The organism is Virgisporangium aliadipatigenens (assembly GCF_016863615.1).
Classification (GTDB): domain Bacteria; phylum Actinomycetota; class Actinomycetes; order Mycobacteriales; family Micromonosporaceae; genus Virgisporangium; species Virgisporangium aliadipatigenens.
Genome location: NZ_BOPF01000004.1, coordinates 118,019 through 142,478 on the forward strand (window position 1 = coordinate 118,019; position 24,460 = coordinate 142,478).

Genomic DNA, 24,460 nt, shown 5'->3' on the forward strand with positions numbered 1-24,460 from the left:
CGCGGGACGGTAGGTTTTCTCAGCGTGACGCAGCCTGACCCGCAGTTCGAGGCGCTCCTTGTCTATCTGAAGGAGGAGCGCGGTTTCGACTTCACCGGGTACAAGCGCTCCAGCCTGATGCGGCGCGTCGGTCGCCGGATGAGCCAGATCCACGTGCCGGACTACGCCGAGTACCTGGATTACCTGCAGGTTCACCCGGAGGAGTTCACGGCGCTCTTCAACACCATCCTGATCAATGTGACCGGCTTCTTCCGGGACGCGGAGGCCTGGGATCATCTGCGCACGGACGTGCTGCCGTCGATGCTGGCCGGCAAGGGGCCGGACGCGCCGCTGCGGGTGTGGAGCGCCGGCTGCGCCTCGGGCGAGGAGGCCTACAGCCTCGCGATCCTGTTGGCGGAGGCGCTCGGCCCGGACCAGTTCCGCACCCGGGTGAAGATCTACGCGACGGACGTCGACGACGAGGGGCTGACCCAGGCCCGGCACGCCTCCTACGACGATCGCGAGGTCCAGGGGCTGCCGCCGGAGCTGTTGGAGCGCTACTTCGAGCCGGGCGGCAACCGGTACACGTTCCGCAAGGACCTGCGCCGGTCGGTCATCTTCGGCCGCAACGACCTGGTCCAGGACGCGCCGATATCGCGGATAGACCTGCTGGTGTGCCGCAACGCGTTGATGTATTTCAACGCCGAGACGCAGTCCCGCATCCTGACCCGGTTCCACTTCGCCCTCGCCGGCGGCGGCATACTTTTCCTCGGCAAGGCCGAGATGCTACTCAGTCACGCCAACCTGTTCACGCCCATCGATCTCAAGCGGCGGCTGTTCCGCAAGGTCGCGCCGTCGCACGTCGGTAACGGGACCCAGTTCACGGAAATGCCGCAGCCCGCGCCACGCAACCAGGTCGTCGGCCTCGACCGGCTGCGCACCGAGGCGTTCTCCGCCAGCCCGGTCGCGCAGGTGGTGGTCACCGCCGACGGGCTGGTCGCGCTTTCCAACCGGCAGGCCGAAACGCTGTTCGGGGTGTCGCCGCGCGAGGTGGGTCGGCCGTTCCGCGACCTCGACATGTCCTACCGGCCGGTCGAGCTGCGCGGTCTGATCGAGCAGGCCCAGGTCGAACGGCGAATGATCCGCGTGCCGGACGTGGAGTACCAGCGTTCGCCCGGCGACAAGGTGCACCTCGAGGTGCAGATCAACCCGCTCGTGGACACCGACGCGCGGCTGCTCGGCGTCTCGCTGATCTTCCTGGACGTGACGGCTGCCCAGCACCTGCACGAGGAGCTGGAGCACGCCAACCGCCAGCTGGAGACCGCCTACGAGGAGCTGCAGTCCACCAACGAGGAACTGGAGACCACCACGAGGAGCTCCAGTCGACCGTGGAGGAGCTGGAGACCACCAACGAGGAGCTGCAGTCCACCAACGAGGAACTGGAGACGATGAACGAGGAGCTCCAGTCCACCAACGACGAGCTCCAGTCGATCAACGACGAACTGCGCGAGCGCACCAGCGACCTCGACGACGCGAACGCGTTCCTGGAGGCGATCCTCACCAGCCTGCGCGCCGGGGTGGCCGTGATCAACCACGACATGCAGGTGCGCGTCTGGAACCGCCGCGCCGAGGACCTGTGGGGCCTGCGCCAGGAGGAGGCCGTCGGCCAGCACTTCCTCAACCTGGACATCGGCCTGCCGACGGACCGGCTCCGCCCGCTGATCCGCGGCGTGTTCTCCGGCACCGACGGCCCGCAGGAGCAGCGCCTCAACGCCGTGAACCGGCGCGGCCGCGCCATCGAGGTGCAGGTGGTCTGCACGCCGCTGGCCGGCGAGGGCGGCATGGTGACCGGGGTGATCCTGGTGATGGACGCGATCGGCGAGGACGGCGCGAACGGACCGGTCAGCAGCCCGTCAGACCATCGCGAAGCCGCCGAAGAGCACCGGTGAGCAGCCGGGACACGTGCATCTGGGAGATGCCCACCTCCTCGGCGATCTGCGCCTGGGTGCGGTTGCCGTAGAAGCGCAGCGCGAGGATCCGCTGCTCGCGGCTGGGTAGCCGGCCGAGCAGCCCGCGCAGGCTCTCCCGGTTTTCCACCAGCTCGAACCCGTCGTCGATGCCGCCTACGAGGTCACCGAGCACCAGCTCCCCGTCGCCCTCGCCACCCACCGGCGCCGACAGCGAACCCGGCCGGTACACCTGGGCGGCGTCGAGCGCGGCGGCGACCTCCTCGCGGGTCAGCCGCAGCTGCTCGGCGATCTCGCTGATCGTCGGGGCCCGACCGAGCCGCTGCGCCAGGACGTCCCGGGCGCCGGCCAGCTCCATCCCGATCTCCTGCATGCGGCGCGGCACCCGCAGCATCCAGCCCTTGTCGCGGAAGTGTCGCTTGATCTCGCCCACGATCGTCGGCACCGCGTACGCCCGGAACCCGGAGCCGTGCTCGGGGTCGAAGCCGTTGACCGCCTTGAGCAGGCCGACCATCGCCACCTGGATCAGGTCGTCGACGGACTCGCCGCGGCCGCGGTAGGAGCGCGCGAGCGCCGACGCCAGCTCGTACGACGCGGCGACCGCCATCTCGCGCAGCGTGTCGCGGTACTGCTCGTCGGCGCGCGCCCGGGCCCGCAGCAGCGTGTCGGAGGTGCAGTCCTCGCCGTCGGTGTGCGGCACGGGGGTGTCGTCGTCGCACAGCTTGTCGGCGCCGGAGATCTCGAGAACGCGCAGGACGCGGCCCTGCGCGGAACGCAACCGGACATCGTGCCCGTGTTTGCGCGCCCGCCGGTGGGTAGATACCAGGACACCGACGCTGTGCCCGTCCAGCAGGGGCACATCGGCGAGGTCGATCACTACCGAGGTGAAATGCGGGGTCAATTCGTGGAGCGCGGCGCGCAGGAGCGGAACGGTGGCGAGGTCCACCACCCCGTCCACATCGACCACCGCCAGGGAATCCCAGCGGTGGACCCGCAACATGAACGAGGGGAAGGTCATAACCTCGGTCGTGCCCCACAGGACCACGGTCTAACCTTAGTGCGTCGAAAGTCCGCGTACAGTGGAACGCTACCGAGAATCAACCGGGTTCGGTCCCACGCGCTGGACGGTGACGACGTGCTCAGCTGCGCAATCGACGCATCGGCGCCGATCGCCGTGGTCAGCCTCTCGGGTGCGCTCAGCATGTCCAGCTCCGTCGATGCGCGTTCGGTCCTGCACAAGGCGTTGGCGGCCCACCCGACAGCGGTTCTGGTCGATGTCGACGGGCTCACGGTCGATGAGGACATCGCGCTGACGGTGCTGAGCACGTTCGGGCGGGTGGCCGCGGAGTGGCCGGGCTGCCCCGTCGTGATCAGTGGCTCGTCCCGTACTGTGCGGCGTGATCTCGAGCGGATGGGTATCAACCGGGTCGTTCCGCTGTACGACGACCGCGCCGAGGCGGAGGCGGCGCTCGGCGACCTGCGGACACCGCGCCGGTTTCGTTCGATGATCGCCGCCACCCCGGCGGCCACGGCCACCGCGCGCGACGTGGTGCGCCGCGCCTGCACCGACGCCGGCCTGCCGGCCCTCGCCGACGACGCCGAGCTGATCGTCACCGAGCTGGTCGGCAACGTGATCCGCCACGTGGGCGGCACGATGGAGCTGATGGTCAGCGCCCGGGAGCGGTTCCTGCACCTCGCTGTGCGCGACGGGAGCCCGGTCAAGCCCAAGCGGGTTCTTCCCGACCCGGAGACGGGTGAGGGTGGTCGCGGGCTCCTGCTGGTCGACGCGGTCGCCTCCGGCTGGGGCACGTCCGAGATCTCCGACGGCAAGGTGGTCTGGGCGACGCTGCGCATTCACCGGCACGGGTGAGTCCGTTACGTGGCGGCAAGCATCCATTAAGCCGCCGCTCGTAGTTTGCCGTTCATGACCGACTCCACGCGTCGCCGGCTCGGCTCAGGCCTGCTGGCGCTCGCTCTTGCCGCCGGGCTCGCCGCACTGCCGGCCTCCGCCGCGTCCGCGGGACGCCCCGCGGGACCCGCCACGCTCACCGGCTTCGCCGCGCTGCCCGCCGAGACGTTCCTGCCGGGGAGTGAACCCTCCGGCGCGCTGCTCGGCACCGCTCCCGTCAACGGGATCACGCCGCCGTTCGCGGACCAGCCGGTGCAGGGTTTCAGCGGCGTGCTGCGCAACGGCGACGGCACCTACGACGTGCTCTCCGACAACGGGTACGGCAACAAGGCCAACAGCGCCGACTTCCTGCTGCGCATCCAGCGCATCGCGCCGGACACCCGCACCGGCGCCGTCGACGTCGTCGGCGGCATCCACCTGACCGACCCGAAGAGGTACGTGCCGTTCCCGCTGACCCGGCCGGACCGGGTGCTGACCGGCGCCGACTTCGACGTCGAGTCGATCGTGCGCGCCGGCGACGGCACCTACTGGATCGGCGACGAGTTCGGGCCGTGGCTGCTGCACTTCGACCGGGGCGGCCGGCTGCTGTCGGCGCCGGTGCCGCTGCCGGACGTGCGCGCCCCGGAGAACGCGGCCGGCAACCCGAACCTGCCCAGCAGCAAGGGGTTCGAGGGGATGGCGCTCGCGCCGGACAAGCAGAAGCTGTACCCGCTGCTCGAGGGAACCGTCGCCGGTGACGAGGCGGGTGTGCTGCGGCTCAACGAGTTCGACCTGCGGGCGGGGCGCTACACCGAGCGCCGCTGGAAGTACCGGCTCGACGCGCCCGCGAACGCCATCGGCGACGCGATCTCGATCGACAACGACCGCCTGCTCATCATCGAACGCGACGGCGGCCAGGGCGACACGGCGTTCACGAAGAAGCTCTTCATCGCCGACAAGCGCGACCGGGACCGGGACGGCTACCTGGACAAGACGCTCGCCGCCGACCTGCTGAACCTCGCCGACCCGAAGAACCTCGGCGGCTTCGGGCCGGTGTTCCGCTTCCCGTTCCAGACGATCGAGGACGTGGTGATCCTCGACGACCGCACGGTCGCGGTGCTGAACGACAACAACTTCCCGTTCTCCACCGGCCGCACCGCGGGGAAGCCCGACAACAACGAGTACATCGAGATCCGGCTGCCGGAGAAGCTCAGGGCCGACCGGCGGGTCCTTCCCTAGTTGTTCATGGCGCGGCGGCGACCGAGCAGGGCCGCCGCCGCGCTACGGGAACGCTTGTGGCCGATCGCCGCGCGGCTCGCCTCGCGCAGCATGACGGCCGACCAGAACAGGGCGGTCTTCGGCGCGGAGTGCCGCTTGCGGTACAGCTTCACCTTGTTGACCGTGAGCAGGCTCCACAGCGCGGGTGATACCCGGGACTCGCCGCCGAGGTGGGTGACCGACGCGGACGGGACGTACTTCGTCTGGAAGCCGTGGTCCCGGGCGCGCAGCGCGTAGTCGGTCTCCTCGGAGTACAGGAAGAACGACTCGTCCCAGGGCCCGCAGGCCGCCTCGCACTCGGCCGAGATCAGCATCGCCGCGCCCGTGGCCCAGTCGGCCGGCCCGGTCCGCCGGTACGCCGCCTCGTCCACGACCGTCTCGCCGAACGCCCGGTACTTCCCGGCCCGCTGGCCCAGCAGCGCCTCGCCGAACGCCCGCGCGACGGTCGGTTCGCGGCGCAGGGAGTGCGCGAGGGAGCCGTCGTCGTGGCGGATCATCGGCACGGTGATGCCGGTGCGCCCGCCCAGCTGGGAGAAGAGCGTCTCGACGCTGCCCGGCGCCAGCCGGATGTCGGGGTTGAGCACCATCGTGGCCCGGTGCGGCTTCGCCTCGGCCAGCCCGGCGTTGATGCCCGCCGCGTAGCCGGCGTTGCGGCCGGTCTGCACCACGACGCACTCCGGCGCGAGGCGCCGCGCCACCTCGACCGTGTCGTCGGCGGAGTCGTTGTCGACGACGATCAGCTCGTAGGGCAACTCGCCGAGCCCCGCGGGGATCGATTCGAGGAGACCCGGCAACGCGTTCGCGCTGTTCCAGGTCACCACCACCAGGGCGATACTCATGTGCGGCTGCTCTCGTCGCGGTGCCAGGTCGTGTAATCACCGGCAACGATATGCTGCCGCGCCCTCCGGCGGCTGATCGCGGTGATGCCGAGGAAGACGGGCAGCCGCAACGCCATTGCCGGTTCGCGGCGCAGGACGCCGAGCAGGTCGCCGCGGGTGGTGCGGGCGGAGTCCGTCGCGGCGGTGCGCGCGGCGAGCTGCGTGGTGGCCGTGACGGAACGGACCCGCCGCTTCACCAGATCCGCGCGGGTGCGTGGCGCGTGCACCGTGACCCGTGCGCGCGGCACGACGCGGCGGGCCGCCGGCTCGAACGCCACCGACGCGGCCAGGTCGTCGCCGAGCACGTCCGGGATGGCGCCGAGGCGTTCCTTGCCGGCGGCGTTGACGCCGATGACGCCCCGGCCGAACAGGCCCTCGCGCACCACGGGAAGGCGTTCCCAGAACTGGTAGTACCAGCGCACGGAGAGCGGCCGGCGGTCGAGGGCGACGTCGCGCGCCGGCGCCACGGCCAGAACGCCCGGCTCGGCGAGCGCGTCGGCGAGGGCCCGCGCGTCGTCGGTGCGCAGTTCGACGTCGGCGTCGACGTACAGCCGCGGGAAGCCCTTGGCGTGCTCGTCGCCGAGGCGCAGCGCCGCGAACTTGGACGGGACCGGCGACTCCAGGACGGTCACGCCGTAGCCCCGGGCGACGTCGGCGGTGTCGTCGGTGCAGCCGTTGGCCACCACGATCACGTCGAACTCGTCGGGAAGGGCGTCGCGCAGCAGACCGGACAGCAGCCGGCCCAATACGGCGGATTCGTTGTGGGCCGGTACGACCACGCTGATCACGCGCCGAGTCCACCAACTCCACGCAGGAGGGTCAAGTCAGATCATGGTCAGCTCTGGCTGACCGTCCGGCGGCCATGTAATCCGAGCGTCCCGAGATGCGAAACCTCTTCGCCAGGAATCCGTCCCAAGGGTGTCGGAAATGCATTCGGTGCCAGTAGCTTCGCTCCAGCCAGGGTACGCCCGACCTGCGCGATCAGGCGAGATAAGACGCCACCGGGGAACGGTGTCCGAATTCGCCTTCCACGTCCGTCGAGAGAAGGATTAGACGAACATGTCGCTTGCTGCGGCAGATGCCGAAGAGCCGATCGGCGTCGCAGTCGTCGGGGCCGGTTACTGGGGGCCCAACCTCGTCCGCAATTTTCAAGCCTGTCCGGAATTTCATCTCCGCTGGCTCGTAGATCTGGACAAGACCCGCGCGGAGCGGGTATTAGGGCGCTACTCGACCGTGCGTCCGACTGACGATCTCGCATCGGTACTCGCCGATCCCGCAGTGGGCGCGGTAGCCATTGCGACGCCCGCCGGCACCCATCTCGAGGTGGCCATGGCGGCGCTCTCGGCCGGCAAGCACGTGCTGCTGGAGAAGCCGCTCGCGGCAACGTTCGACGAGGGGAGACGCCTGGTCGACGAGGCGGAACGGCGCGGTCTCACGCTGATGTGCGACCACACCTTCTGCTACACCCCGGCGGTGCTGCGCATCCGCGAGCTGCTGCGCGGCGGCGAACTGGGCGAGCTGCACTACATCGACTCCGTGCGGATCAACCTCGGCCTGGTGCAGCGCGACATCGACGTGCTGTGGGACCTGGCGCCGCACGACCTGTCGATCCTGGACTTCATCCTGCCGGACAACGTCAGCCCGGTGTCGGTGTCGGCGGTCGGGGCGGACCCGATCGGCGCCGGCAACTCCTGCGTGGCCTACCTGACCGTGCGGCTGTCGACCGGCGGCATCGTGCACATCCACGTCAACTGGCTCTCGCCGGTGAAGGTGCGCACGATGATCGTCGGCGGTTCGAAGCGGACGCTGGTGTGGGACGACATGAACCCGAGCCAGCGGGTCGCGGTCTACGACCGGGGCGTGGACCTGGCCGGGGCCGAGGCGCTCGGTTCGGAGGAGCGGCGGGACCTGCTCATCTCGTACCGCTCGGGCGAGATGGTGGCCCCCGCGCTGGCCGAACGCGAGGCGCTGCGGGCGATGGTGACGGAGTTCGGCGAGGCGATCCGGGGCGGGCGGCCGGCGCTGACCGACGGGCGTTCCGGGCTGCGGGTGCTGGGCCTGCTCGAAGCGGCCTCCGAAAGCCTGCGCAATGCCGGTACTCCCGTGGAGGTGAAGGCGTGATCCGCGATTCCCGGGTGCTCGTCACCGGCGGGGCCGGGACGATCGGCTCGCACGTGGTGGACCTGCTGGTGGAGGGCGGTGCCCGCGAGGTCGTCGTCCTGGACAACCTGGTGCGCGGGCGGCACGCCAACCTCGCCGCCGCGCTGTCCTCCGGAAAGGTGCGGCTGGTCGAGGGAGACATCCGCGACCGCGCGCTCGTCACCGAGCTGACCGCCGGCCGGGACCTCGTGTTCCACCTGGCGGCGATCCGCATCACGCAGTGCGCCGAGGAGCCGCGGCTCGCCAACGAGGTGCTGGTCGACGGGACGTTCAACGTCGTGGAGGCCGCCGCCGAGGCCGGGGTGCGCAAGGTGATCGCCTCGTCGTCGGCGTCGGTGTACGGGCTAGCCGAGGAGTTCCCCACGACCGAGAAGCACCACCCGTGGGACAACGACACCATCTACGGCGCCGCCAAGGCGTACAACGAGATGCTGCTGCGGTCGTTCAAGGCGATGAAGGGGCTGGACTACGTCGCCCTGCGCTACTTCAACGTCTACGGCCCCCGGATGGACATCTACGGGCTCTACACCGAGGTGCTCATCCGCTGGATGGAACGCATCGTCGACGGCAAGGCGCCGCTGATCTTCGGCGACGGGCTCCAGACGATGGACTTCGTGCACGTCAAGGACATCGCGCGGGCGAACGTCCTGGCGGCCGAGGCCGACGTGACGGACACCGTGTACAACATCGCGTGCGGCGTCGAGACGAGCCTGGTCGAGCTGGCCCGCATGCTCGCCGAGGTGATGGGCGCCAAGCCGGATCCGGAGTTCGGGCCGCCGCGCGCGGTCAACGGCGTGACGCGCCGGCTCGCCGACATCGGCCGCGCCGAGAAGGAACTCGGATGGCGGCCGGAGTATCAACTCCGCGAGGGACTTGCCGATCTGGTGTCGTGGTGGCAGTCGGAGAGGGACAGCGTATGAGCGCGCAGCGGGACGGCGCGGCGCCGTCTGGACTGAGGAGCGAAGCGACGAGGGAAGACGGTGCCTCCGGGCGCCGGCCCGCGCTTGCGCGGGAAGCACTGATTCCGGTCATGCGGCCCTTCCTGGGTGAGGAAGAGGCGCTTGCCGCCGCCGAGGCGGTGCGTTCCGGCTGGGTGGCGCAGGGGCCGCGGGTGGCGCGGTTCGAGCAGGAGTTCGCGACCTACGTGGGGGCCTCGCACGGGGTGGCCGTCAGCTCCTGCACCACCGCGCTGCACCTGGCGCTGGTCGCCGCCGGCGTGTCGGCCGGGGACGAGGTGATCGTGCCGTCGTTGTCGTTCATCGCGACGGCCAATGCCGCCCGGTACGTGGGAGCCACCCCCGCCTTCGCCGACGTGGAGCTCGCGACCGGCAACCTGACCGTCGATACGATCGACGCGGTGCGCACGTCGCGCACCCGGGCCGTGATCGCGGTGCACCAGGGTGGGGTGCCGTTCGACACGGGTGCCCTGCGGGCCGCTTGTGCCGGGTGGGGCGTCGCGCTGGTCGAGGACGCCGCGTGCGCGGCCGGGTCCACAGTGGACGGTAAGCCGGCGGGCACGGGTGCGGCCGTGGCGGCGTGGTCGTTCCATCCGCGGAAGGTGATCACCACCGGTGAGGGCGGCGCGCTGACCCTGGACGACGGCGAGGCCGCCGTCCGGCTGCGCCGGCTGCGCGAACACGGCATGAGCGTCTCCGCCGCCGACCGGCACAAGAGCGCGCAGCCCGTGCTGGAGCAGTACCTGGAGACCGGGTTCAACTACCGGATGACCGACGTGCAGGCCGCGATCGGGCTGGTGCAGCTGGCGAAGCTGGATGCCATGGTGGCCCGGCGGCGCGAGCTGGCCGCGCGGTACCACGAACGCCTCGACGGCGTGGAGGGCGTCGTGCCCGTGCGGGACCCGGCGTACGGGACGACCAACTACCAGTCGTTCTGGGTGCTGCTGGACCAGCGCTACGACCGCAACGACGTGCTGGCGCGGCTGGCCGAGGCGGGGATCTCGGCGCGGCGCGGCATCATGGCGGCCCACTCGGAGCCCGCCTACGCGGTGCCGGCCGACCTGCCGAACACCGAACGGATCACCCGGGATTCACTCATCCTGCCGCTGTTCCACGAGCTGACCGAGACCGATCAGGATCACGTGGTGGACACCCTCACGAAGCTGCTGTGAAACCGCTCCTCATCGCGGGAGCCGGAGGGCTCGCCCGGGAGACCGCCGCCGTCGTCGCGGCGGTCAACCGGGTGCGGCCCACCTGGGACCTGCTCGGCTTCCTGGACGACGAACCGGCGCTGCACGGCACCTCGCGCGGCGGCGTCCCGATCGTCGGCCCGCTGGCGCATGCCCAGGAGGCGACCGCGGGCGTGGTGGTGTGCATCGGCAATCCCAACGACCCGGGGGTGCGCAAGCGGGTCGTGGCGAGGCTGGGCCTGCCGGCCGAGCGCTACGCGACGCTGGTTCACCCGTCGGCCGAGGTCGGCAGCGGCTGCCTGATCGGGCCCGGCACGGTGCTCCTGGCGCACACCGTGCTCACCGCCGACGTCACCGTCGGGGCCCACGTGGCGGTCATGCCGCACGTGGTGCTCACGCACGACGACGTCGTCGAGGACTTCGTCACGATCGCCGCGGGCGTTCGGCTGGGCGGGAATGTGCGCATCGGACCGGCCGCGTACCTGGGCAGCGGTGCCCTTGTCCGGCAGGGGGTCCGGATCGGCGAAGGCGCGCTGATCGGCATGGGCTCGGTCGTGCTGCACGACGTTCCACCGGGCGAGGTGTGGGTGGGCAACCCCGCGCGTCGCCTCCGTTCCACCGTCACGAAGGAGACGCAGCCCCATGGGAGTACCGCTCGTTGATCTGCAGGCCGCGCACGCCGAGGTCGCGGAGGAGGTCGAACTCGGGTTCAAGCGCGTCATCGCCAACACCGCCTTCGTCGGCGGGGCCGAGGTGGCGGCGTTCGAGCGCGAGTACGCGGAGTTCACCGGTGTGCCGTACTGCGTCGGCGTCGCCAACGGCACCGACGCGCTCGAACTGGCACTGCGCGCCGTCGGCGTCGGACCCGGCGACGAGGTGATCATTCCGGCGAACACGTTCATCGCCACGGCCGAGGCGGTCGCCTGCGCGGGCGCGACGGTCGTTCCCGTGGACATGGACCCGGCGACGTACCTGATGGACACCGACGCGGCGCTCGCAGCGGTGACCAAGAGGACCAAGGCGATCATGCCGGTGCACCTGTACGGCCAGCTCGCACCTGTGGAACGCCTGGCAGACAAGGGAACCATCATCATCGAGGACGCCGCGCAGTGCCAGGGCGCCACTCGCCACGGGCGCGGCGCCGGGTCGTGGGGCATCGCCGGCACCAGCTTCTACCCCGGCAAGAACCTCGGCGCCTACGGCGACGCCGGCGCCGTCGTCAGCACCGACGAAACCCTGGCGACGACCGTGCGCACCATCGCGGCCCACGGCGGGCTGGTGAAGTACGCGCACGACCTGATCGGCCGCAACAGCCGCCTCGACGCGCTCCAGGCGGTCGTGCTGCGCGCCAAGCTCGCCCGGCTCGCCAAGGGCAACGCGGCCCGCCGCGCGGCGGCGCAACGCTACGACGCCCTGCTGGCCGACGTGGACGTGGTGCGCCCCGTGACGCTCGAGGGCAACGAGCACGTCTGGCACCTGTACGTCATCCAGGTGCCGGCCGACCGGGACGGCGTCGTCGCGCGGCTGAACGCCGACGGCATCGGCGCCGGCATCCACTACCCGACGCCGGTGCACCTGACGAAGGCGTTCGACGGACTGGGCCTCAAGAAGGGCGCCTTCCCGCACGCCGAGGCGGCCGCGACGAAGATCCTGTCGCTGCCCCTCTTCCCCCAGATCACCGAGGCGCAGCAGGAACTCGTCGTCGAACGCCTCAAGGCCGCGCTCGCCTGATGTACGTCTCCGTCCGCGACCGGCCCGCCGGCGACCAGCCCGACGCCCCCACCGGGCGGCGGAAGAAGGTCGCCGGCACCGTCGTGCTGCTCGGCATCGTCAGCCTGCTCACCGACGTCTCCTCCGAGATGGTCAACGCCGTCCTGCCGCTGTACCTCACGGCGACGCTCGGCCTGGCGGTCCTGGCGTACGGCTTCATCGACGGCATCTACCAGGGCGTCAGCGCGCTGGTGCGGATCGCGGGCGGCTACCTCGGCGACCGCAACGAACGCCCCAAGTGGGTCGCGGCCGCCGGCTACGGCATCTCGGCGGTGAGCCGCATCGCCATGTTGCCCGCGGCCGGCTGGGTGGCGGTCACCGGTGTGGTGACGGCCGACCGGCTCGGCAAGGGGCTGCGCACCGCGCCGCGCGACGCGCTCATCGCCGACGCCTCCGACCCGGAGGTGCGGGGGCGGGCGTTCGGGGTGCACCGCACGCTCGACACGGTCGGCGCGGCGCTCGGGCCGCTGGTGGCGTTCGCGCTGCTGTGGGCGGTGCCGGGCGGGTACGACTCGGTGTGGGTGGTGTCGTTCGCCTTCGCGATCGTGGGCGTGGCGGTGATCGTCCTGCTGGTCCCGGACCGGCGGCCCGCTCCCTCCGGCGGCAAGCCCGCGCCGCGGGACCTGCTGCGGACGATGGTGCTCCTGAGGCGGCCGCTTATCGCCTGCGGGCTGTTGGGCATCCTGACCGTCGGGGACGGGTTCATGTACCTGTCGCTGCAGCACCGCGACGACTTCGCGGCCCGGTGGTTCCCGCTGCTCTACGTCGGCAGCAACGTCGCCTATCTGGTGCTGGCCGTCCCGCTGGGCCGCCTCGCCGACCGGATCGGGCGGGCGAAGGTCTTCCTGGGCGGGCACGTGGTGCTCGTGGCGGTGTACCTGACCGCCGCGCTGCCGTCGGTCGGCACCGCGTGGACGCTGGTGACGCTGCTGCTCGTCGGGGCGTTCTACGCGGCGACGGACGGGGTGCTGGCGGCGTTCGTGAGCCGGCTCGTGCCCGATGGCGCGCGGGGCAGCGGGATCGCGGCGGCGCAGACCGTCGTGGCCGTCGCGCGGTTCGGGTCGTCGGTCGGGTTCGGGGCGCTGTGGCTGGCCATGGGGCCGTCGTCGGCGCTGCTGCTCGTCGCCGGGCTGCTGACCGTCGTCCTGCCGGTGGCCTGGTGGCTGCTGCGAAACACCGAGGCCGCCGCATGAGCGCCAGGTGGAAGATCGTCGCGCTCGTCGCCGTCGTGGTCCTCGCCGTTTCCGGGGGAACGTTCTACGTGCTGCGCGCCCGCGCCGAGCACCGGCCCCCGGAGGCCGGGCCGGCACAGGTGCCCACGTCGGACCGGCTCGGCGCGGTGCAGGCCGTGCCGCACCTGGTGTTCCGCAGCACCGCGCTCGGCGAGGGGTACGGGCGGGTGGCGCTCGTGCCGTTGACGGACCCCGCGGGGGCGCGGGCCTTCGCACCCGCGGCGTGCGACCGCATCTACGCGCGCCCCGGCGAGACCCTGTGCCTGATGGCCGAACGCGGACTCGTCACCACGTACCGGGTGGACCTGCTCGGCGCCGACTGGCAGCCCCGGCAGAGCGCGCCGCTGGCCGGCCTGCCGTCGCGGGCCCGCATCTCGCGCGACGGTTCGCTCATCGCGACGACGACGTTCGTGTACGGCGACTCCTACGCCAACCCGGGCCAGTTCTCCACCCGAACGGTGCTGACGAAGGCCGGCGGCGGGGAGATCGGGGAGCTGGAGAACTTCACGCTGACCGTGAACGGCAAGCAGATCACCGCCGCCGACCGGAACTTCTGGGGCGTGACGTTCACCGACGACAACGACGCCTTCTACGCGACGGCGTCCTCCGGCGGGAAGACGTGGCTGGTGCGCGGCAGCATCTCGGGCCGTTCGATGGTGTCGGTGCGGGAGGACGTCGAGTGCCCGTCGCTGTCGCCCGACGGCACGCGGATCGCGTTCAAGAAGCACGGGACGCTGGCGGCGGGCAAGTGGCGGCTGGCCGTCTACGACCTGCGCACCGGTGCCGAGACCCTGCTCGCCGAGGAACGCTCGTTCGACGACCAGGCCGAGTGGATCGACAACACCACGGTCGCCTACGGGCTGGCCCGCACCGGCGACACCGGCGCGGCGACGAGCGACGTCTGGGCGGTACCGGCGGACGGCACCGGCCGGCCCAGGGTCCTGATCCCCGACGCCTGGTCGCCCGCGGTCGTCGGCGCCGCGAGCTGAATGCCTACGGCGCGGTGATCGCCTCCGAACGGGCGATCATCGGCTCGCGCACCCCGCGGTACGCCGTCGTCACCACCGCGTCCAGCCAGAACACGTAGCGCAGCCCGCTGGTCAGCCCGGTGATCGTGGCGGTCATCTCCTGGCAGTCCGGGGCCGGCTCCACGTCGCGCCAGTCGTACGGCGGATGGGAGCCGCCGGGCAGCTGCTGCGGCGTGGTCGCCAGCCGGTACGAGATCAGCCGCGGGTCGACCGTGTTCGGCCAGCGAACGGTCACCTGCCCCGGCGTGGTGCCGACGTCGACCGTGAGCCCGTTGATCTGCCCCTGCTCCAGCCAGTCCACGCACACCGGCCCCGGACTCGAACTCGGCAGGTTGGGGTCGTACGACGGGAGGCTCAGCGGGCTGCGGGACGTCTTCGCCGGCCAGATCACCTCGGGCGTGGTCGACTCCACGCGTTGGCCCTGGTCGTAGTAGTGCCAGGTGGCCCCGCCGGCCCCGTCGGTACCCGAACTGCCCGCGCCGCCGCCGGAGCCGCCGAGGCCGGGGACCAGGCTGCACCCGCCGAGCGCGGCGAGCGCGGCGACACCGGCCACCAGACCCGCGAGCACGCCGCGACGCCCCCCGATCCGCCGGCCGGCGGAGGAGGGGCGGGGCGGAACGGCGGGCCGAACGCTCACCCCCGCGTCATCGGCGGGAAAAGCGCGAAGATTACGGCTTTACCGCGATCAGTGATTTCGTCAGTCCGAGTACCCGTTCGCTCCGGATGACGGAATCGGGAAAGTAATAACGCATCTGGGTCTTGTCGACCAGTTCGGTCCAGAGGACGCCGTCAAGCGCATCCCGAAGATTGGCGGATCTGACGTGTGCGAGCGGCCATCGGCGCGCCATTGCCGCACGCGCGCGCACCGGCATGAACTGCATCCCCGGCGCGATCCAGTGCGGCTCCACGGGGAAGTACCGGTAGGGCGTCTGCACCCAGTGCGCGGGGGCGAGTTTGTGGACGTTCTCGGCGAAGCGCATGCGCCGCTCGTGCCCGCCGACGTGCTCCAGGACCGAGTTGGAGAAGACGAGGTCGTACCGGCGCGAGGCGATCTCGGCCGGCAGCGCGCAGGCGTCGCCGCGGTCCACCGCGATCCAGTCCGGGACGTTGGCGTCCAGGTCCTCGATGTTGACCACGTGCACGTGGGCGGGCCGGGTGTCGCCCTGGATCCAGGTCGACGGGTAGCCCCCGAGGTCGAGGACCGTCATCTCGTCCAGACGGGGGAACGCCCGCAGCAGCCAAGCCCACCGTTCGGCCCGGCGGCGGCTGGCCCACGAGTCGCCGTCCCCGACGACACGCTCCCGAATCGACTGCGACGCCATGCGGATGATCCCTTCGAAGCGAGCCGGGCGCGAAATCGCCCCACGTTCAGCAAGCTAGTCGTCGCACACCGGGCGCCAATACCCTCTGGCGAGCCGGGTCCAAATTCTGACAGGACGATAAATGAGGCCCTTTCGGATGTCTCCGACCCCCTGGTTGATGGCCGTACCCTGTTCGTTGCAGGTCTGGTGCAACCCCGTCGGGAAAGAGAGAAGTCCGTGGACTTTTGGGATCTCACGAGACTGGTGTTCCGACGGTGGTACGTCGCGCTGCCTCTCGTCGTGATCACCGTTCTGCTGAGCGGATGGGCTTACACGACGGTCAAGCCTGACTACAAGGGCGTCGGCTATGTGCAGCTGATCCCGCCGCAGGCCGCCACCAACACCAAGAACACCGAGCTGCGCAACGTGTGGCTCGACACCGGCCTGCAGTCCCTGCTCCAGGCGGCCAACTACGCGACGATCGACAAGTCGTTCCTCAAGGAACTGGGCCAGCGGGGCCTGAGCGAAAACGTCGTCCTGGACATGGGCTACCCGGCGCCGACGCTCACGGTCACCGTCATCGGGACCAGCGAGGGCCAGGTCATGGCGACGATGGACGCGGTCATGCAGCGGTTCCAGGAGACCGTCAAGGTGCTCCAGACGGACCAGGGCGTCACGGACATCGGCCTCATCTCCAGCCGGCGCCTGGACAACGGGCAAAACCTGGAGGAGACCGGCGGCAAGGTCAAGCGCGCGCTCATCGCCGTTCTCGGCGCGGGGCTGCTCGCGACGGCCGGCCTCACCATCGGCTTCGACGCCTGGATGCGGACCCGGACCCGGCGCAAGCAGAGCGCGGCGGTCAAGTCCGAGCCGACGCCGGATCCCCACGATCCCGGTGGCGACCCGACGGCGACGGCGATCATCCCCACCGCCGCGACGGTCGAGGCCCGGGCGCCGATCGTGCCGCGCATCCTCAGTTCCAACGGCACCTCCATCAAGCCCGCGTTCGACGCGCAGCAGGACGTCGAGGTGGCCGCGATGCGTCGGCGGCGCAGCGGCGGCCGGCGGGAGACCGACGTCTCCTCCAGCGAGGTGACGATCATCCTGCCCCGCAACGCCACGGTCGAACGGCAGAACGGGAGCGGGAGTACGCCGCGTTGACGGCCTCCTCGATCCACCCCGGCGACCTCGAACCGTCCCGGGTGAAGCTGCGCACCTACATCACCCGCCGCCGGATACTGCGCTTCGACGCGGCGATGGTGCTGGGGCTGATGTTCACGCTCCTGACCGTCATCCCGGCCCGGCTGATCCTGCCGGGCACCACCGACATCGGCCGGCCCGCGCTGGTGGTCGCGCTCGGCATGTTCTGCTGGTGGGTCATCGCGCGGATGAGCCCCGGCCTCACGCTCACCGGCCCGCAGCCGATCCGCTGGGCGCTCGTCGCGTGGTGGTTCTCGCTGCTGCTGTCGTACGCGGTCGGGTTCCAGCGCGGCTACACGGGCATGGAGGCCAACTCCGCCGACCGGTGGCTGCTCGGCATGGCGGCGTTCTCCGGGGTGGTGCTCGGGCTCTCCGACGGGCTGTCCAACTGGGACCGGCTGCGCACGTTCCTCAAGGCGATGGTGTGGGCGAGCGCGTTCATGTCGCTCGTGGGCCTCGCCGAGGCGGCCCTGTCCCAGCCGCTGTCGGGATACCTGGTGCTGCCGGGCCTGGAGGAGATCCGGGCCGCGCCCGAGTTGCAGGTGCGCGGCGGGAGTCTGCGCGTGGCCAGCACCACGTCGCACTACATCGAGCTGAGCGCGGTGCTCGCGACGGCGCTGCCGTTCGCCATCCACCTGGCGCGCTTCGGCCCGACCAAGGAGGAACGCCGCCGCTACCTGATCGCCGCGGTGCTGATCGGCGCCGGCATCCCGGCGACCATCTCGCGCACCGGCATCGTCGCGATCGGCATCTCGATGGCCTGCCTGGTGCCGCTGTGGACGTGGCGGATGCGCTACAACGTGCTGGTCATGTGCGCGGGCGTGTTCGGGGCGCTGGGCGCGGTGAAGCCGTCGTTCGCCATGACGATCGTGGAGATGTTCACCAACATCTCGGAGGATCCGAGCATCACCTCGCGCACCGAGGACTACGAACTGGTGGGCTACTACTTCGCGCAGCGGCCGTGGCTGGGGCGCGGGACCGGTTCGTGGGTGGTGCCGCAGTACATCTACCTGGACAACCAGTGGCTGTCGACCGCCCTGTGCCAGGGGCTGCTCGGGTGTGCGTTGCTCGCCGGGCTGTTCCTCACCGCGATGGTGCTCGCGATCATCGCGTTGCGCCGGGCGACGAGCGCGGAGGACAAGCACCTGTGTGCCGCCCTGATCGGCACCCAGATCATCGCGATGTTCGTGTCGGCGACGTTCGACTCGCTCTGGTTCGACACCTACGCCATCACGATGGCGGTGACGATCGGGTTGTGCGGGGCCGTGTGGCGCTTCACCCATCCGCGGCGCGCGGTGCGGACCTCGATCCCGGACCGGTTCCTGCGGGACGGTTGATCCCGAGCAGCCCGGCCAGCACGGCGGCCCGCCGCTCCCAGGTGTGTTCCTGGGCGAACGCCCGCCGTGGCGCGGAATCGCGCGGGGCGGCGACTTCCCGCTCCACGCGGGCGGCGAACTCCGCCGGCCCGCTCGCCACGGCGATCAGGTCGGTGCCGAGCCAATCGTTGGCAGGCAGCGGGGTGGCCACCACCCGGCGCCCGGCGGCCAGGTACTCCAACGTCTTGAGCGGAAAGCTCGCCCGGTTGAACTCCGTGTCGGCATAGGGCGTCAGCCCGACGTCGATCAGCCGCAGGTAGGACGGCAGTTCGTCGAAGTCCTTCGCGCCCACCCAGCGCACGTTGGGCCGGGACACCAGGCCGGAGATGTCGTAGCCGGGCACCACCGGCCCGACGATGAGCAGCGACACCCCGGTCCGCGCGACGGCGGAGAGCAGCGAGACGTCGATGCGGTGGTTGAGATAGCCGACGAAGCCGGCGATCGGGCCGGGCAGGTCGACGTCGTCCGGCAGGGCAGCGGTGTCCACGCCGTCGTAGGCGGCCGGCAGGCAGCCGTTGGGCACCACGACCGCGTCGTGACCGCCGGCGGCGTAGCGCTCCCGCAGCCCGGGGGAGACCACCGCGACGACGTCCGCGCCCCGCAGCGTGCGGGCCTCGTCGCGGAGCAGCCGCTCCCGCGGCTCACCGAGCAGCGCGGCGCCCGCGGGCAGGTCGTCGGTGGCGTAGAAGAGCCTGCGCCGCGCGGGAAGCGCACCCCACAGCGGCTTGGCGCGGCAGGAGACGAGCGCCGCCACGGGCTCCCGGCCCGGGCCGATCAACCCGTCCACGATGCCCCGCACCGCGCGGCGCACCATCGGCGCGGTCAGGTGGTGCAGCCCTCGCTTCGTCATGCCGGGCGCCACGGTGGTGACGGCGCGCGCCATGCGCTCGTCGAGGACCTCGACGGGTGGCGCCTGCGCGAGCGAACGCGCGTATGCCGGATTGCGCAACGCCGTCAGCATCGACACCGGCGGCTCGACGTACAGCACCGGCGCGTGGGCGCTGAGCGCGCGGGTGATGTGCCGGTCGGTGCCGGCCGGCCCGTACCAGGTGCTGTTGGCGAAGTAGACGATCAGGTCCCGACGCGCAACGTTCCACCGGGTCATGGTGTGACGGGCTCCTTGGTGTCCTGCCAGACGTTGCCGGACCACTCGTTGCCGTTGCCGTCGTTGTCCCAGTACGCCACGGGGCCGAAGTTACCGCCCTTCGGATAGACCTGGCGGCTGAACACGTTGTTGACGACCCGGATGTTGTGGGACTTCCCGTACTTTCCGGCACCGCCGTAAACGGTGTAACCGCCGCCGGCCAGAAGGTTGTTCTCGATCAGGGCGCTGTGCTGCAGGCCGAAATCCTGGAAAAGCGCGATCGCCGCCGTCTGGTCGTAGTCGATGATGATCGTGTTGTGCCGGATGATGAGCGTCTGTCCGTTTCCCGGGCCGGCGTTCGACTGAATGCCGTCAATATGGTCACCGGGGTAGAACTTGGGCGAGTGAATGTAGTTGTCGACGATCAGACCGACGTTCGTGGAAATGTGATCGGAGAGCACGGCGAACTCGTTGCGCTGGATGGTGATCATCCCGCCCTGGTTGATCACGCCGAACTGGAGCTGCTCCCGGCCGTTGCCCTTGATCTCCGAGTCCTTGACGACCAGCCCGCTCACGCCCTGCCGCTGGATGATGCCCCACTGGCCGGTGGTGGTGACCCGGACGTTCTGGATCGTCACGTTGTCGGCCTCGACGCTGATGTCGCCGCTGAACTCCATCCCGTCGATCACCGTGCCGGCCTTCTGCACCCGGATGCCGCCGCTCGCCTTGAGCTGCTTGCCCGACGGAACGCCGGTGTTGCCCGCGTTGGGGAAGCCGCCGGCCACCGTCGCCGGGCCGGCCGTCCGGCTGGCGCTCGGCTTGGCGGAGGCGCTCGCCGACGCGCTCGCGGAGGCGGAGGCCGACGGGTCCACGCTCGCCCCGGGGTCGGCGGCGCTGCCCTCGCCGGAGCCGGGCCCCGCCGAGGCGGCCGCGTCGACGGGACGGCACCCGTCGCCACCGCACGGGTCGCTCGCCGCGTACCACGCGACGGCCCCGCCGGCCGCGAGCACGAACACGAGCACCACGGCCCCGATGACAAGCTGCCGACGCGTGAATCGAGCTAAACGAAGCACGCGCCCGAGGATAACGGAAGGCACCGTGGTGAATTAGCCCTGAAACTGTCGATGAATGTCCACGTTCCGGCTTTTTCCGCCCTTCGATCTTCGGTGCCGGAATCGACGACTGATCGGCGGCGCGGTCCACCGGGAGAGGGGATGTGCGATCGGCGCGATGAGGGACGTGTTTGCTCAATTCGCTCACTAGGATCGGCGGAATGGACGCGCAGCGGCTCAACATCCTGGTTTATCCGCACGCGATGGAGTTGGGCGGCAGCCAGCTCAACGCGATCGAACTCGCCGCCGCCGTGCGCGACCTGGGCCACGAGGTCACGATCGTCAGCGAGGACGGGCCGCTGCTGCGGCGGGTCGCCGAGCTGGGGCTGCCCCGGTTGGGCGTTCCGGCCGATCGGCGGCGGCCCTCGGGCACCGTGAGCCGGTATCTGCGGCGGCTGGTCGCCGAGCGGGGCGTCGACATCGTGCACGGTTACGAGTGGCCGCCGGGCATCGAGGCCAACGCGGCCGTGCTCGGCAACCCGCGCGCCGCCGCGGTGTGCACGGTGATGTCGATGTCGGTGGCGCCGTTCCTGCCCGGGTCGCTGCCGCTGGTGGTCGGCACGGAGGAGATCAGGGAACGCGCGGCGGCCGGCCGGCGCGGCCCCACGTACCTCATCGAGCCGCCCGTCGACGTCGACGCGAACGCGCCCGGCCACCCCGTCGAGGACTTCCGCGCCGCGCACGACCTGGAGCCGGGGCCGGTCGACCTGGTCGTGGTGTGCCGCCTCGTGCCCGAGCTGAAGCTCGAGGGGATCCTGACCGCGATCGACGTCGTCGGTGCGCTCGGCGCCGAGACCCCGGTCCGCCTCATCGTCGTCGGCGACGGCGACGCACGCTCCACAGTGGAGGAACGCGCCGCCAAGGCTAACGCCCGCGCCGGCCGCCGCGCGGTCGTGCTCACGGGTGCGCTCTTCGACCCCCGGCCGGCCTACGCCGCCGCCGACGTCATGCTCGGCATGGGCGGATCGGCGTTGCGCGCGCTGGCGTTCGGCAAGCCGCTGGTGGTGCAGGGCGAACGCGGCTTCTGGGAGTTGCTCACCCCGTCCACAGTGGACACCTTCCTGAAGCAGGGCTGGTACGGGCTGGGCGACGGCACCGGTGGCGAGGAGCGGCTGACCGCGATCCTCAGTGGACTGCTGCGCGACCCCGACCGGCGCCGCTCACTCGGCGAGTACGGCCGCACCCTGGCCGTCGAACGGTTCAGCCTGCAGCGTGCGGCCACCGTTCAAGAGAAGATCTACCGGGATGCGCTGGCCCGTCCGCGCTCCCGCGGCCGGGACACGGGAGAAGCCGCCCGCTCCGCGGTGGGGGTCTTCTCCCACAAGCTGCGCCGCCGCTACGAAGGGTTGCGCGGCACGCGGGCCCGCGACGACTTCAACGCCATCGGAAAATAGGCTGCAACCTATCGACCCCCCACGGGGTGGTGTTCCCGTGCGAAGGGTCGAGGGGAGCGGTCGTGCTCATGAACGGTGAGGTCGGTGACGTCCGGCCGGCCGTGTCCGGATGGGCACCGGCCCGGCTGGAACGGGCAACCGACACGGTCGGTTTCGAGGAGTTCTACGCGGCGTCGTTCAGGGGGCTGGCGACGCAGCTGTACGTCTACACGGGGGATCTGGACCTGGCGCACGACCTGGTTCAGGAGGCGTTCTGCCGGGCACTGAGCCGCTGGTCCAAGCTGGTCGAGTACGACGACCCCACCGCCTGGGTGCGGCGGGTCGCGTTCAACCTGGCCAACAGCCGCTGGCGGCGCGCCAAGACCGCCGTGCAGTACCTGCTCAAGCAGCGGGTCGAGCACGTCGAGGGGCCGAGCCCGGACCGGGTCACCGCCGTCGCGGCGCTGGCGAAGTTGCCCGACGCGCAGCGGCGCGCCGTGGTGCTGCACTACCTGGGCGACCTGAGCGTGGCGGACATCGCGACGCAGGAAGGGGTCGCGATCGGCACGGTCAAGTCGTGGCTGCATCGCGGGCGCGCCGCGCTCGCCACCCACATCGGCGCGGAGGTCAAGGAGGGGAACGATGTCTGAGTTCGAACGCGACGACCTGGTCGGTGCCGTCCTGACCGACGTGAGCCGCGAGGTGTCCGGGCACATCCGGCCGCTCGGCGCGCAGGCCGCGGTGCGGACCGTCCGGCGGCGGCGCCGGCAGCGCACGGTGGCCGGTGGAGTCCTGGCGGCGGCGCTGATCATCGCCCCGCTCACCGGCCTCGCGCTGGCGAACAACGGTCCGAACCCGAGCCCGACCGTGGGCACCGGGACCTCGACGTCACCGTCCATGGTGGACGTTCCTCCGCAGGGCTCCCCGGGGCCGTCCGGCCCCCCGGCGTCCTCCGACGCCCCGGCCATTCCCGCGTCGGAACTGCGTAACGGAACGCTGCCGATCGCCGCGTGGCCGACGTACCCGTCCACCCCGACGCGTTGCGAGACCGGACAGGTGAAGTTCACCGACGGCAAGGCCGGCAGTGACGAGTACCTGTGGATGGAGGGCCAGCCGCTCCAGGTGGACATCGACGGCGACGGCGGCAAGGAGTCGGTGGTGCATCTGTACTGCCGGATGGCGCAGACCGGCTACTCCAGGGTGGTGGTCTTCGACCGCACGGCCGACGGCGGGATCAGGAACGTCGGCACGGTGCTCACCACGGTCTGGGCCAAGGACGACGGCAAGGAGCCGGCGAAGATCTGGGAAATTCAGGTGACCGACAACGGGCAGATCCGCATCGACGTCGGCGACTACGAGGTCTGCTGCGGAGGCGACCCGAACCTGTCCCAGCACCAGTGGCGCACCTACGGCTGGAACGGCACCGGTTTCGTGCAGATCGGCGGCCCGTGGACGTTCCCGCCGAACCTGAACCGGGTCGAACTCAGCCCGACCGCCGGCGAGCTCACGATGGTGCGGCAGCCCGACGGGCAGTGGCGCGGCACCCTGCGGGTGACGGTCCGCAACGCGGGACAGCTGCGGGCGAATCCGATCCTGTACGTGCGGCTGCCCGCCGGCATCATGACGGCTTCGCTCGACTGCGCTCTGCTGAACGGCCCCGCGCAGTGCTCGCTGCCGGCGGTGGAGGCCGGCGCGTCGACAACGGTCGACCTGGTGCTCACGACCACGGCGAACCCGGCCGGTCAGGCCGAGATCCGGGTGTACGACAACGTGGCGCGGGACAGCAAGGAGGACAACAACACGGTCACGGTGACCGTCAAGGCGAGCTGAGCCCGCTCAACTGCCCGGCCAGGCTCCGCAGCTTCCGCTCGGAGTCTGAGCCGGGCTCGGCCGTGTAGGCGAGGATCCGCAGGTCGTGGTCGACCGAGGTGAGCACGTCGCAGTCGAGCGTGAGCGTGCCCACCGCCGGGTGCGTCACGGTCTTGCCCTCGGCCACGTACGTCGACGCGTCGCCGCCCTCGGCCCACAGTCGCGCGAACACCGGCTCGGTCTCCCGCAGGTCCGCGATGAGCTGACGCAGGAACGGGTCGTGCGGGTAGCGGGCCGACGTGCGGCGCAGGTCGCTCACGAACGCGCGCCGCAGGGCGGTCAACGCCTCCGGCCCGCCGGCCGACACCGTCGACGGGTCGTTCGTGAACGCCGCCCACGCCACGTTGGCCGCCCGGCCGACCGGCGTCGGCCCGAGCACCGCGCCCCACACGACGTTGTGCGACAGCAGCGTCCACGCCGCGTCGTACACGGCGACCGGGGTGTCGGACAGCCGCGTCAGCAGCCGCAGCACGCCGGGGCCGATGTGCGTGGGCACCATGAGATCGGTCGGCGGAAGGTGGCCGGCGATGCGGTAGAAGTGGTCGAGTTCGGCGCGGGACAGTTGCAGGGCACGGCCGAGCGCGGCGACGACCTGCCGGGACGGGTTGTCCGCGCGGCCCTGTTCGAGGCGCATGACGTAGTCGACCGACAGGCCGGCGAACGCGGCGAGTTCCTCGCGGCGCAGGCCGGGCACCTTGCGCGTGCCTCCCGCCGGGAGCCCCAGGTCGCGGGGTCGGACCCGGTCGCGCGCGGTACGCAGGAGCGCTCCGAACTCGTTCATGCCGCCAGTCTCCCCGCAGCCGGTGGAACAGGGTGGGA

General features: G+C 71.0%; 24 protein-coding genes. 16 read left to right on the top strand and 8 right to left on the bottom strand.

Annotation, left to right across the window (positions count from 1 at the left end; all coding sequences use genetic code 11):
- Nucleotides 1-24 precede the first annotated feature (24 nt).
- Nucleotides 25-1,431, top strand: a complete 1,407-nt coding sequence (locus Val02_RS07120) for a CheR family methyltransferase (protein ID WP_239152505.1) — start codon at nt 25-27, stop codon at nt 1,429-1,431.
- Nucleotides 1,368-1,928 (top strand): PAS domain-containing protein, encoded by a 561-nt coding sequence (locus Val02_RS47165; RefSeq protein ID WP_239152507.1) that lies wholly within the window; start codon nt 1,368-1,370, stop codon nt 1,926-1,928. Before Val02_RS07120 ends, Val02_RS47165 begins: the two co-directional genes overlap by 64 nt.
- Here Val02_RS47165 and Val02_RS07125 read toward each other — a convergent pair.
- On the bottom strand, nt 1,882-2,964 hold the full coding sequence (locus Val02_RS07125; RefSeq protein ID WP_203898115.1) for a SigB/SigF/SigG family RNA polymerase sigma factor: 1,083 nt from the start codon (nt 2,962-2,964) through the stop codon (nt 1,882-1,884). The genes Val02_RS47165 and Val02_RS07125 overlap by 47 nt on opposite strands.
- A 117-nt stretch (nt 2,965-3,081) precedes the next feature.
- Here Val02_RS07125 and Val02_RS07130 point away from each other — a divergent pair, with 117 nt between their 5' ends.
- Both Val02_RS07130 and Val02_RS07135 read left to right on the top strand, forming a co-directional pair.
- Nucleotides 3,082-3,816, top strand: a complete 735-nt coding sequence (locus Val02_RS07130) for an ATP-binding protein (protein WP_203898116.1) — start codon at nt 3,082-3,084, stop codon at nt 3,814-3,816.
- A gap of 54 nt (nt 3,817-3,870) precedes the next feature.
- Complete coding sequence (locus Val02_RS07135) at nt 3,871-5,073, top strand: esterase-like activity of phytase family protein (RefSeq protein ID WP_203898117.1); 1,203 nt, start codon at nt 3,871-3,873, stop codon at nt 5,071-5,073.
- Here the strand turns inward: Val02_RS07135 and Val02_RS07140 are convergent.
- Nucleotides 5,070-5,951 (bottom strand): glycosyltransferase family 2 protein, encoded by an 882-nt coding sequence (locus tag Val02_RS07140; RefSeq protein WP_203898118.1) that lies wholly within the window; start codon nt 5,949-5,951, stop codon nt 5,070-5,072. The two genes, Val02_RS07135 and Val02_RS07140, sit on opposite strands and share 4 nt — an antisense overlap.
- On the bottom strand, nt 5,948-6,778 hold the full coding sequence (locus tag Val02_RS07145; protein WP_203898119.1) for a glycosyltransferase family 2 protein: 831 nt from the start codon (nt 6,776-6,778) through the stop codon (nt 5,948-5,950). Before Val02_RS07145 ends, Val02_RS07140 begins: the two co-directional genes overlap by 4 nt.
- Before the next feature lie 271 nt (nt 6,779-7,049).
- Here Val02_RS07145 and Val02_RS07150 point away from each other — a divergent pair, with 271 nt between their 5' ends.
- The 7 genes from Val02_RS07150 (at nt 7,050) to Val02_RS07180 (ending at nt 14,287) form a co-directional block, all read left to right on the top strand.
- Nucleotides 7,050-8,111, top strand: a complete 1,062-nt coding sequence (locus Val02_RS07150; RefSeq protein WP_203898120.1) for a Gfo/Idh/MocA family protein — start codon at nt 7,050-7,052, stop codon at nt 8,109-8,111.
- Nucleotides 8,108-9,070 (top strand): NAD-dependent epimerase/dehydratase family protein, encoded by a 963-nt coding sequence (locus Val02_RS07155; RefSeq protein WP_203898121.1) that lies wholly within the window; start codon nt 8,108-8,110, stop codon nt 9,068-9,070. The genes Val02_RS07150 and Val02_RS07155 overlap by 4 nt, the downstream gene beginning before the upstream one ends.
- Nucleotides 9,071-9,180: 110 nt before the next feature.
- On the top strand, nt 9,181-10,278 hold the full coding sequence (locus Val02_RS07160) for a DegT/DnrJ/EryC1/StrS family aminotransferase (RefSeq protein WP_203898122.1): 1,098 nt from the start codon (nt 9,181-9,183) through the stop codon (nt 10,276-10,278).
- On the top strand, nt 10,275-10,958 hold the full coding sequence (locus Val02_RS07165; RefSeq protein WP_203898123.1) for an acetyltransferase: 684 nt from the start codon (nt 10,275-10,277) through the stop codon (nt 10,956-10,958). Before Val02_RS07160 ends, Val02_RS07165 begins: the two co-directional genes overlap by 4 nt.
- Nucleotides 10,939-12,027 (top strand): DegT/DnrJ/EryC1/StrS family aminotransferase, encoded by a 1,089-nt coding sequence (locus Val02_RS07170; protein ID WP_203898124.1) that lies wholly within the window; start codon nt 10,939-10,941, stop codon nt 12,025-12,027. Before Val02_RS07165 ends, Val02_RS07170 begins: the two co-directional genes overlap by 20 nt.
- Nucleotides 12,027-13,259, top strand: coding sequence for an MFS transporter (locus tag Val02_RS07175; protein ID WP_203898125.1), 1,233 nt, complete (start codon nt 12,027-12,029; stop codon nt 13,257-13,259). Before Val02_RS07170 ends, Val02_RS07175 begins: the two co-directional genes overlap by 1 nt.
- Nucleotides 13,256-14,287 (top strand): TolB family protein, encoded by a 1,032-nt coding sequence (locus tag Val02_RS07180; RefSeq protein ID WP_203898126.1) that lies wholly within the window; start codon nt 13,256-13,258, stop codon nt 14,285-14,287. The genes Val02_RS07175 and Val02_RS07180 overlap by 4 nt, the downstream gene beginning before the upstream one ends.
- Nucleotides 14,288-14,291: 4 nt before the next feature.
- Here the strand turns inward: Val02_RS07180 and Val02_RS07185 are convergent, their stop codons facing one another.
- Complete coding sequence (locus tag Val02_RS07185; protein WP_203898127.1) at nt 14,292-14,963, bottom strand: hypothetical protein; 672 nt, start codon at nt 14,961-14,963, stop codon at nt 14,292-14,294.
- 31 nt (nt 14,964-14,994) lie between these two features.
- Nucleotides 14,995-15,648: a class I SAM-dependent methyltransferase gene (locus Val02_RS07190; RefSeq protein WP_203898128.1), complete on the bottom strand. Its 654-nt coding sequence runs from the start codon at nt 15,646-15,648 to the stop codon at nt 14,995-14,997.
- Nucleotides 15,649-15,891: 243 nt separating this feature from the next.
- Between Val02_RS07190 and Val02_RS07195 the strand changes: the two genes are divergently transcribed.
- On the top strand, nt 15,892-16,788 hold the full coding sequence (locus tag Val02_RS07195; protein WP_203898129.1) for a hypothetical protein: 897 nt from the start codon (nt 15,892-15,894) through the stop codon (nt 16,786-16,788).
- Complete coding sequence (locus Val02_RS07200; protein ID WP_203898130.1) at nt 16,785-18,164, top strand: O-antigen ligase family protein; 1,380 nt, start codon at nt 16,785-16,787, stop codon at nt 18,162-18,164. Before Val02_RS07195 ends, Val02_RS07200 begins: the two co-directional genes overlap by 4 nt.
- Here the strand turns inward: Val02_RS07200 and Val02_RS07205 are convergent.
- Together Val02_RS07205 and Val02_RS07210 are read right to left on the bottom strand one after the other, a co-directional pair.
- Nucleotides 18,103-19,308 carry a glycosyltransferase gene (locus tag Val02_RS07205; protein ID WP_203898131.1) on the bottom strand — a complete coding sequence of 402 codons (1,206 nt, stop codon included), beginning with the start codon at nt 19,306-19,308 and terminating at the stop codon, nt 18,103-18,105. The genes Val02_RS07200 and Val02_RS07205 overlap by 62 nt on opposite strands.
- On the bottom strand, nt 19,305-20,312 hold the full coding sequence (locus Val02_RS07210; RefSeq protein WP_203898132.1) for a right-handed parallel beta-helix repeat-containing protein: 1,008 nt from the start codon (nt 20,310-20,312) through the stop codon (nt 19,305-19,307). The genes Val02_RS07205 and Val02_RS07210 overlap by 4 nt, the downstream gene beginning before the upstream one ends.
- 248 nt (nt 20,313-20,560) lie before the next feature.
- On the opposite strand from Val02_RS07210, the gene Val02_RS07215 reads away from it, so the two are divergent.
- The 3 genes from Val02_RS07215 to Val02_RS07225 all read left to right on the top strand — a co-directional run bounded on the left by Val02_RS07215 (nt 20,561) and on the right by Val02_RS07225 (nt 23,602).
- Complete coding sequence (locus Val02_RS07215; RefSeq protein ID WP_203898133.1) at nt 20,561-21,793, top strand: glycosyltransferase family 4 protein; 1,233 nt, start codon at nt 20,561-20,563, stop codon at nt 21,791-21,793.
- 68 nt (nt 21,794-21,861) lie between these two features.
- Nucleotides 21,862-22,422, top strand: a complete 561-nt coding sequence (locus Val02_RS07220) for an RNA polymerase sigma factor (RefSeq protein ID WP_203898403.1) — start codon at nt 21,862-21,864, stop codon at nt 22,420-22,422.
- Entirely contained in the window at nt 22,415-23,602 is a 1,188-nt protein-coding gene (locus tag Val02_RS07225; RefSeq protein WP_203898134.1) for a hypothetical protein, read from the top strand. Before Val02_RS07220 ends, Val02_RS07225 begins: the two co-directional genes overlap by 8 nt.
- Here the strand turns inward: Val02_RS07225 and Val02_RS07230 are convergent.
- Nucleotides 23,589-24,422 carry a helix-turn-helix transcriptional regulator gene (locus Val02_RS07230; protein ID WP_203898135.1) on the bottom strand — a complete coding sequence of 278 codons (834 nt, stop codon included), beginning with the start codon at nt 24,420-24,422 and terminating at the stop codon, nt 23,589-23,591. The two genes, Val02_RS07225 and Val02_RS07230, sit on opposite strands and share 14 nt — an antisense overlap.
- Nucleotides 24,423-24,460 lie beyond the last annotated feature (38 nt).

Coding starts and splice junctions, on each gene's coding strand:
- Val02_RS07125 (WP_203898115.1), bottom strand. CDS start 2,964: ATGACCTTCCCCTCGTTCATGTTGCGGGTCCACCGCTGGGATTCCCTG.
- Val02_RS07135 (WP_203898117.1), top strand. CDS start 3,871: ATGACCGACTCCACGCGTCGCCGGCTCGGCTCAGGCCTGCTGGCGCTC.
- Val02_RS07140 (WP_203898118.1), bottom strand. CDS start 5,951: ATGAGTATCGCCCTGGTGGTGGTGACCTGGAACAGCGCGAACGCGTTG.
- Val02_RS07150 (WP_203898120.1), top strand. CDS start 7,050: ATGTCGCTTGCTGCGGCAGATGCCGAAGAGCCGATCGGCGTCGCAGTC.
- Val02_RS07160 (WP_203898122.1), top strand. CDS start 9,181: ATGCGGCCCTTCCTGGGTGAGGAAGAGGCGCTTGCCGCCGCCGAGGCG.
- Val02_RS07170 (WP_203898124.1), top strand. CDS start 10,939: ATGGGAGTACCGCTCGTTGATCTGCAGGCCGCGCACGCCGAGGTCGCG.
- Val02_RS07175 (WP_203898125.1), top strand. CDS start 12,027: ATGTACGTCTCCGTCCGCGACCGGCCCGCCGGCGACCAGCCCGACGCC.
- Val02_RS07180 (WP_203898126.1), top strand. CDS start 13,256: ATGAGCGCCAGGTGGAAGATCGTCGCGCTCGTCGCCGTCGTGGTCCTC.
- Val02_RS07190 (WP_203898128.1), bottom strand. CDS start 15,648: ATGGCGTCGCAGTCGATTCGGGAGCGTGTCGTCGGGGACGGCGACTCG.
- Val02_RS07205 (WP_203898131.1), bottom strand. CDS start 19,308: ATGACCCGGTGGAACGTTGCGCGTCGGGACCTGATCGTCTACTTCGCC.
- Val02_RS07215 (WP_203898133.1), top strand. CDS start 20,561: ATGGACGCGCAGCGGCTCAACATCCTGGTTTATCCGCACGCGATGGAG.
- Val02_RS07220 (WP_203898403.1), top strand. CDS start 21,862: ATGAACGGTGAGGTCGGTGACGTCCGGCCGGCCGTGTCCGGATGGGCA.
- Val02_RS07225 (WP_203898134.1), top strand. CDS start 22,415: ATGTCTGAGTTCGAACGCGACGACCTGGTCGGTGCCGTCCTGACCGAC.
- Val02_RS07230 (WP_203898135.1), bottom strand. CDS start 24,422: ATGAACGAGTTCGGAGCGCTCCTGCGTACCGCGCGCGACCGGGTCCGA.